This is a genomic window from Nocardia sp. NPDC051929 (assembly GCF_044548645.1).
Classification (GTDB): domain Bacteria; phylum Actinomycetota; class Actinomycetes; order Mycobacteriales; family Mycobacteriaceae; genus Nocardia; species Nocardia sichangensis.
In genome coordinates, this window is the sequence record NZ_JBIUCG010000001.1 from 273,055 (window position 1) to 279,513 (window position 6,459).

Consider the following 6,459-nt stretch of genomic DNA (forward strand, 5'->3'; position numbering starts at 1 on the left):
GCGCCTACCGCGACGTTCCCGACCTCGACTTTTCGGGAGACTCGATCCGCGCGTGCTGTGGGCGCGCCGCCGCCACCTGCGGGCCTGGTGGCGGCGCAGGCCGGATCCCCGTGACCTGTGGCGCCGCAAACCCAGCGGCGAGGCGTTGCTCGGACTGGCGCGCAAGCACAAGGTGCTGCTCGGCGGGCTCGCGGCGACCGCGGTGTTCGCCGCGAGCGACATGTCGTTCGCCGGGACGGTCACCGATCGCACGCCCGCGCCGGACGCCGCCCAGCTCGTCGCCGTCGCATATCCACCGCAGATGCAGAACACTCCGCCCTCGGTGACCAGGTTGCTGAACGCCATCGCCAACGGTGAGCGGCTGCGCGAACAGGCGGTGGTCGCGGCCGCCGCACGCGCGACCCTCGAACGCGCGAAGGCCGAGGCCGCCGCCGCCGTCGCCGGTGAGCAGCAGCCGTGGATGACCGGAACCGCACCGGTGCAGCCCGGGGCGATGCTGCCGGGCGGCCGGGGCTTCGTTCTACCCGCCCACGGCGTCTTCACCTCCGGCTTCGGCTCGCGCTGGGGCACGTTCCACAACGGCATCGACATCGCGGGCCCGATCGGCACCCCGATCTACGCGGTCGCCGACGGCACCGTCATCGACGCGGGACCGGCGCAGGGCTTCGGCCTGTGGGTGCGAATCCGCCACGATGACGGCAGCATCACCGTCTACGGGCACATGTACGACTTCTTCGTCTCGGTCGGCGAGCGGGTGCCCGCGGGGATGCAGATCGCCCGCATGGGCAACCGCGGCGACTCGACGGGTCCGCACCTGCACTTCGAGGTGATCGTCGGCGGACAGCACGTGGACCCGCAGCAGTGGCTGGCGGTGCGCGGACTCACGTTCGGCTGAACCGCGACGCACCCGGTGGCTCGAGCGGCATCGGGGCACGCGCAACCGTCGGCACAGGAGCGGTTCCACGCACCTGCGGCGAGGACCGGCCCTGCGCTGGTGTGGACGACGGTCGGCCACGTAGCGGCATAGGAGATCGACGCCGCGGACCAGGCCCCGACCAGTAGCAGGCTCAGCAGTTCGAGCCCCATACTGCCGTCTGCTGGGCGGCTATCAGGGCCTGCGCCGACCGAGCCGGTTCTACCCCGATCCGTCGGCTCTGCTGTACGGCGACCAGGGCGGCTGCACCGACCGAGCCGGTTCGACCCCGATCCGTCGGCTCTGCTGTACGGCGACCAGGGCGGCTGCACCGACCGGACCGGTGCGACCCCGATCCACTGCCTCTGCTGTACGGCGACCAGCGCCTGCACCGACCGAGCCGGTTCTACCCCGATCCGTCGGCTCTGCTGCGCGGCCACCAAGGCCTGCGCCGACCGAGCCGCCCGCTCAGACCTCGATGCGGTTCTCGACGGCGGCCAAGCCAATATCCGTGCGGTAGTGGCTGCCCGGCAGTTTGATCGCGGCGATGCGGTCGTAGGCGCGGGCGCGGGCCTCGGAAAGGTCGGCGCCGACGCCGACCACGTTCAGCACCCGCCCGCCCGCGGAGAGCAGGGCGCCGTCTTCGCGCTGCGTGGTGCCCGCGTGCAGCACCGTCGCGTTCTCGTCGGACGCGCCCTCGCCCGCGCCGGAGATCGCGTCGCCGAGACGCGGGCGCCCCGGGTAGTTCTCCGCGGCGAGCACCACGGTGATCGCGGAGCCGTCGCGCCAGCGCGGCGGGGCGACCTGCGCCAGCGTGCCGGTGGCGGTGGCGTGCAGCAGTTCGCCGAGCGGGCTTTCCAGCAACGCGAGCACCGCCTGCGTCTCGGGATCGCCGAAGCGGCAATTGAATTCGACCACGGCGGGCCCGGCCGCGCCGATCGCCAGCCCCGCGTAGAGCAGGCCGGAGAAGCCGCTGCCGCGCCGCACCAACTCGGCGGCAACGGGTTTCACCACGTCATCGACGATCGCGGTGACGGTCTGCGCGGGCAGCCAGGGCAGCGGCGTGTACGCGCCCATGCCGCCGGTATTGGGGCCGGTGTCGCCGTCACCGACGCGCTTGTGGTCCTGCGCGGGCAGTAGCGGAACCACCGTCTCGCCGTCGACCAGGCAGAACAGCGAGACTTCCGGTCCGTCCAAGAACGATTCCAGCAGTACGGGGTGGCCTTGTTCGAGCAGTTCGGCCCCGTGCTCGCGCGCGGCGGAGCGGTCGGCGGTCACCACCACGCCCTTGCCCGCCGCGAGTCCGTCGTCCTTCACCACCCAGGTAGGACCGAAACGGTCCAGCGCGTCGTCCAGCTCGGCCGGGTTGTCCACCACCTCGCTGTGCGCGGTGCGCACGCCCGCGGCGGCCATCACATCCTTGGCGAACGCCTTGGAGCCCTCGATCCGGGCGGCCGCGGCCGACGGACCGAAGCACGGGAAGCCCGCCACCCGCAGCGCGTCGGCGACGCCGAGCACCAGCGGGACCTCGGGGCCGATCACCACCAGGTCGGCGTCCACCTCGGTGGCCAGCGCGACCACGTCCTCGGCGGCGCACGGGTCGACCGGGCGGACCTGCGCGTGCTGGGCGATCCCGGCGTTGCCGGGGGCGGCGAAGAGCGCGGTCACCGCGGGGTCCCGGCGCAGCGCCAGGACGAGGGCATGTTCACGGGCTCCGGAACCGATGACGAGTACACGCACGGCAGACAGCCTAAACGAGCCGTTCGGCGTCTTCGCCGCTGCCGGTGCGCGCGGAGGGGATGATGAAAGGGGACAACGGATGTGGGGCGTGACACGGCCCACACCGACCACTGTCGTCCTTTCCGGCACGAGCGGGGGCCTGACCACTCGTGCCGCCGGAGCACCCGAAGGAAGTGCTGAGATGGGTCTGATCGACGGACTGATGGGCAACGCCGGCCGGATCGATCCGGGGCAGGCGCAACAGGAGTACGCCAAGCTCCTCGGCAACGGCGAACAGGTCTATGCCGCGTACCTGCTGGTCCGCGACGCGATGCTGTTCACGAACCGCCGCCTGATCCTCATCGACAAGCAGGGCGTCACCGGCCGCAAGGTGAGCTACCACAGCGTTCCCTATCGCGCGATCACCCATTTCTCGGTGGAGACCGCGGGCACCTTCGATCTGGACGCGGAGCTGGCCATCTGGATCTCGGGCGGCGACGAGCCGCTGCTGAAGCGGTTCAACCGGCAGGTGGACATCTACGAGGTGCAGGGCATCCTGTCGCATTTCGTCGCGGTGTAGCGCGGGGCGGTCCGGCGCCTGGGCACACGGGCCGGTCTACGCTGCGGGACATGGCTTCCGTCTTCAGCGCGATCATCGCCGGTCAGCTCCCGGGCCGTTTCGTCTGGGAGGACGACGAGTTCGTCGGTTTCCTCACCATCGCCCCGGTCACTCCCGGTCACACCCTCGTGGTGCCCCGCAAGGAGATCGACCACTGGCAGGACATCGACACCGACACCCTCGCCCGGCTGACCGCCGTCGCACAGAAGATCGGCCAGGCCGTGCGCGCGGCCTGGGCCGCGCCGCGCGCCGGTCTGCTGATCGCCGGTCTGGAAGTGCCACATTTGCACGTCCACGTGTTCCCGGCCTTCTCGCTGGGTGACTTCGACATCTCCGGCGCCGACCCGAACCCGAGTCCGGAGTCCCTGGACGAGGCCCAGGCCAAGATCAAGCAGGCGCTGCGCGACCTCGGCCACGGCGACAACGTCCCAGGCTGATCCGCCTCTCCGGGTATTCAGGCCGTACTGGTCGGGTGGTGCGTGATTTGCGTTCAGGTCCTGCGTTGCGTGCCACGTAGGTTCTGGGAGTACCCGGTGAGTTACCCATGTTCGTACGAGATCAGTCGTCGCCTCGGTTTTGGTAAGGGCCGACCGCTCGTCGCGGTCGACCCTTACCTTTCTCTATCTATCGGTCAGCTCGCGACGTCGTGCAAGGGTGTATCGACTCCGCCGATCGCGACCGTGGCCAGGGTTTGGCTCGGGGTCCAGTAGATCCGGCCGTGCTCGAAGTCCTGGTAGGTACCCGTGTCCCAGGGGATCTCGTCGGTCGTCGGCCAGCCCAGCGGGCCGGTCTGGTAGCCCGAGCGGTTCCAGCGGTCGCGGATCGCGCCGTGCACCCAGCACACGCTGTCGCTCGATTGGCGCCGGTAGAGCGCTCCGCCTTGGAAGCCTTGCACCTCACCCGTCGTCTGGCCGTCCGCCCCGTGCACGACGGTGCGGTCGGTGATCGGATAGCCGAGCGGGCCTGCCTCCCAACCCAATGCTTCGAACTTTCCCCACAGCGTCTCCGGGATGGCGTGCGCGCCGGTGTCCGGATGCCAATAGATGTACCCGTGCTCGAACTGGGCGAAGCGCCCCGCGCCGTCGGGTGTCGCGATCTCCCCTGCCGTGATCCGCGTACCGAGCCACGGATTCGCCGCCGCGCAATCGTTGATCGCGTTCGGCTCCGATCCGCTCGGCTCGCCGGTGGCGAAGCCGCGCACGTCGTCGGCGAACACGTCCCAGGGGAAATTCGGTCCCACATCGGTGTGCGTGCCGATGCCGAGACACTCGGTGACGTACTTGTGGTCGGAAATGCCCTGGCGCCGCTGGTAGGGCGGCGTGATGACATACGTGTCGAAGCCGTATTTGCGCGCGTCCTGCACCGCGAGCCAGGCCGCGATGCGGATATCGTCGCGGATGCGCAGCCAGTCGTCCCTGCTCCATGCGACGCGGCTGCCCGCGAAGCAGAGGTTGATGGTGAACGAGTTCGCGTCCAGCACCGACCAACTGGCCAGGTCGGTGTCGACCACATCGACCACCACGCCATCGCGGACGGTGTAGTGGTAGCTCACGCCGTTCGCCGGATTGTTCAGATAGTTGGCCAGGCTTTCGGCGGTTCCGTTGCCTTCCTGGGTATGCAGCAGGAAGTTCTCGACGCGCGCACCGTGGCGGCTGGACGCGGAGTCGCCCATCCGGTCCAATTCGACGTAATCGGGCTTCTGCATTGTTCCCCCTGAGTTCGGATTCGCCTTCGACCATTGGCCGTAGTCGGCGGCGAGGACTTTGTCGACATCCACGACGACGCCGCCGACCCGGTCGGCGTCGATGCGGATCTGATGGAGGTGCGCGGCGGGATGGTCGCCGTTGATCGAGGAATCACCGGACCAGTTGTGTTGCCAGAACCACGTGGCGACGCCGTCCTCGAGCGCCCAGTCGATGCACCGGGCGTTGCCGTACATGCCGGTCCATTCCAGACCGACGACCGATGCCCAGCCCCGGAGAAACGGCGCGATCAGCGAATTCCACTCGTCCAGCGACGGATTCGCGTCAACGGGGGCATACAGCGGGCGGGAATCCGGCCCGCCGGCCGCGCGGTGGTAACCGAGCGCGATCCGCGCGTGGCGCACGCCCGCGTCGTAACCGCCTTTCCAGTCCGACGTCTCCCCCTTGCCGTACTGGTAATTGGTGACTATCTCGAGCCCGATGGCGCGTAATCGGTCGCAGTATTCCCGCCGCAGCGGCTTCGCACCGAAATTCGTGCCAGGACGGGAATCGCTGAAGTAGCCTATGACGCCCGTGTATCCAGCGTCTTTGATCGCTTGCGGCTCGATGAGCGCGGCGGAGAAGTCGATCAGCTCAGTCATCGCGCGCCCCCTTGGTCGTACGAGCCCGCGCAACGGTCGGCGGCAACGCGTTGTATTCGTACATCTGAAGCAACTTTCGGCAGATGGAGAACCCGACAGAGCTAGAGTCACCCGAATGTGCGCGAAGTATGCCGAGATGTCCCGTTTGTGGCCCATCCGGTGTTTGCGCGTGACCTGAACATGCTCGTCACGAGAAATATTTGCGCACACCAGACTACAAACAGACTCGTAGCGGGAAACATGCTCGGCAGTCGGTAATCAGATTTGCCAACTGTTTGCTATCACTCTCGAACTGGTCAGCCGTTTGCGCTGAGCACTCGGGAGCAGGCCAGGATGACGAATTCTTCACCGCAGCCACCGAATTCGAATCGGCGCGTTCGGCGGCAGGTCTTCCGCGGCCACCGCGATCGTTCCCTCTGGCCGCGCCACAGCCCGCAGATCGTCCAACTGGCAGCGCAAGCGGTGCGCCCGGTCCGCCTCGGCTCTCGCCTGCCGCGACCGTGACGCCCTCTCGGAGACTCCCGAAAGCGCCCGGCCCGACCGAATCACGCAGCCGAACTCGAGCCGGAGACGACCGCGACAGCGACGAGCGGTGTCGGGGCCGCCGATCGAATCGAGCGGCATCCTGCCCGGCAGAGACCTCACGGGCTGCAACCACAGAGGTGCCGAATGGTGTCCCTGTCAGGATTGAACTGACGACCGCTCGCTTACAACACCGAGCACGGCCTCTACCACTGAGCTACAGACGCGCAGCGGCTGGACGGAGCCCCCTGTCAGGATTGAACTGACGACCGCTCGCTTACAACACCGAGCACGGCCTCTACCACTGAGCTACAGACGCGCAGCGGCTGGACGGAGCCCCCT

The 6,459-nt window shown here is 68.5% G+C and carries 5 protein-coding genes; 3 read left to right on the plus strand and 2 right to left on the minus strand.

The window, feature by feature from the left end; translation table 11 throughout:
• Window positions 1-52: 52 nt before the first annotated feature.
• Window positions 53-895 carry a M23 family metallopeptidase gene (locus ACIHAX_RS01030; RefSeq protein ID WP_397275130.1) on the plus strand — a complete coding sequence of 281 codons (843 nt, stop codon included), beginning with the start codon at window positions 53-55 and terminating at the stop codon, window positions 893-895.
• Window positions 896-1,381: 486 nt separating this feature from the next.
• Here the strand turns inward: ACIHAX_RS01030 and purD are convergent, their stop codons facing one another.
• The gene (purD, locus tag ACIHAX_RS01035; protein WP_356963647.1) at window positions 1,382-2,653 is read right to left on the minus strand and encodes a phosphoribosylamine--glycine ligase; all 1,272 of its coding nucleotides are present in this window, start codon (window positions 2,651-2,653) and stop codon (window positions 1,382-1,384) included.
• A gap of 181 nt (window positions 2,654-2,834) precedes the next feature.
• On the opposite strand from purD, the gene ACIHAX_RS01040 reads away from it, so the two are divergent.
• The gene (locus ACIHAX_RS01040; RefSeq protein ID WP_356963646.1) at window positions 2,835-3,212 is read left to right on the plus strand and encodes a PH domain-containing protein; all 378 of its coding nucleotides are present in this window, start codon (window positions 2,835-2,837) and stop codon (window positions 3,210-3,212) included.
• Window positions 3,213-3,262: 50 nt separating this feature from the next.
• Window positions 3,263-3,688, plus strand: coding sequence for an HIT family protein (locus ACIHAX_RS01045; protein WP_364425090.1), 426 nt, complete (start codon window positions 3,263-3,265; stop codon window positions 3,686-3,688).
• A 194-nt stretch (window positions 3,689-3,882) separates the two neighbouring features.
• Here the strand turns inward: ACIHAX_RS01045 and ACIHAX_RS01050 are convergent, their stop codons facing one another.
• On the minus strand, window positions 3,883-5,595 hold the full coding sequence (locus ACIHAX_RS01050) for a glycoside hydrolase domain-containing protein (RefSeq protein WP_364425092.1): 1,713 nt from the start codon (window positions 5,593-5,595) through the stop codon (window positions 3,883-3,885).
• Between the last annotated feature and the right edge of the window lie 864 nt (window positions 5,596-6,459).